This is a genomic window from Tsukamurella sputi (assembly GCF_007858445.1).
GTDB classification, from domain to species: Bacteria; Actinomycetota; Actinomycetes; order Mycobacteriales; family Mycobacteriaceae; genus Tsukamurella; species Tsukamurella sputi.
Map to the genome: position 1 here is coordinate 1 of NZ_VIGV01000049.1, position 698 is coordinate 698.

Here is a 698-nt window from a genome sequence, read left to right on the forward strand (position 1 = left end):
CACGCTTACCAGTAAATTTCTCAATCTTTTGACCAAGACTATTGTCTGTTTTTTCATGTTTATCAATTTTTTTGCTCTCATAATCGTAACGGATAGAACCGTAGAGAACTGTTTCAGCTTGTGCTGCACCTAATGTTAAAACAGAAGCGACTGCTACTGCGAAAATACTTTTCTTCATCATAATCAATTATCCTTTCTGAAAGTGCCAACCGATGGCAACGCTCATCTATATTTAAGTTCGAAATGAATCACTCCGAGGAAGTGTCCATTGCTGATAACAATAATAGCGGGAATGTATCCTGAACGCAACAGCTTTTCAGTAATATTTGTATTTTTGATAAAGAATCAACGCAAAATAGTGATCTAAGTTGCTAATTAGGATAAAAAAACAACAACTATTTTACGGTATTCATCTTTTTAGCAACAAAAAAGAGGCCCTACTCTTGCGAATAGGACCTCTCTCTTCACGATTGTCTGAATTCTAATGATTCTTGCTGTGCAAGGCTCAATTAGAAGTCGTGACGCATACCGATAGATACTACGTTATCTTTCTGTTTATCAGAGCCTTCACCGTGGAACTTAGTTTCAGTTGCGCCATACTCAACCCATGCACGTGTACGTGTAGAGAGTTTTTGCTCGAAACCAACTGCCCATGATTTCACTTTATCTTTATCACCAGCAACTTTTACATGGTTTTC

General features: G+C 37.5%; 2 protein-coding genes. Both read right to left on the bottom strand.

The genetic code is table 11. The features are described from left to right. The coding region (locus tag FK268_RS25860) for a hypothetical protein (RefSeq protein WP_146437793.1) at nt 1-181 on the bottom strand (181 nt) is incomplete at its 3' end. Between the two features lie 328 nt (nt 182-509). Next, nucleotides 510-698 (bottom strand): porin (locus tag FK268_RS25865; protein WP_205124523.1); only part of this gene is annotated, 189 nt, incomplete at its 5' end.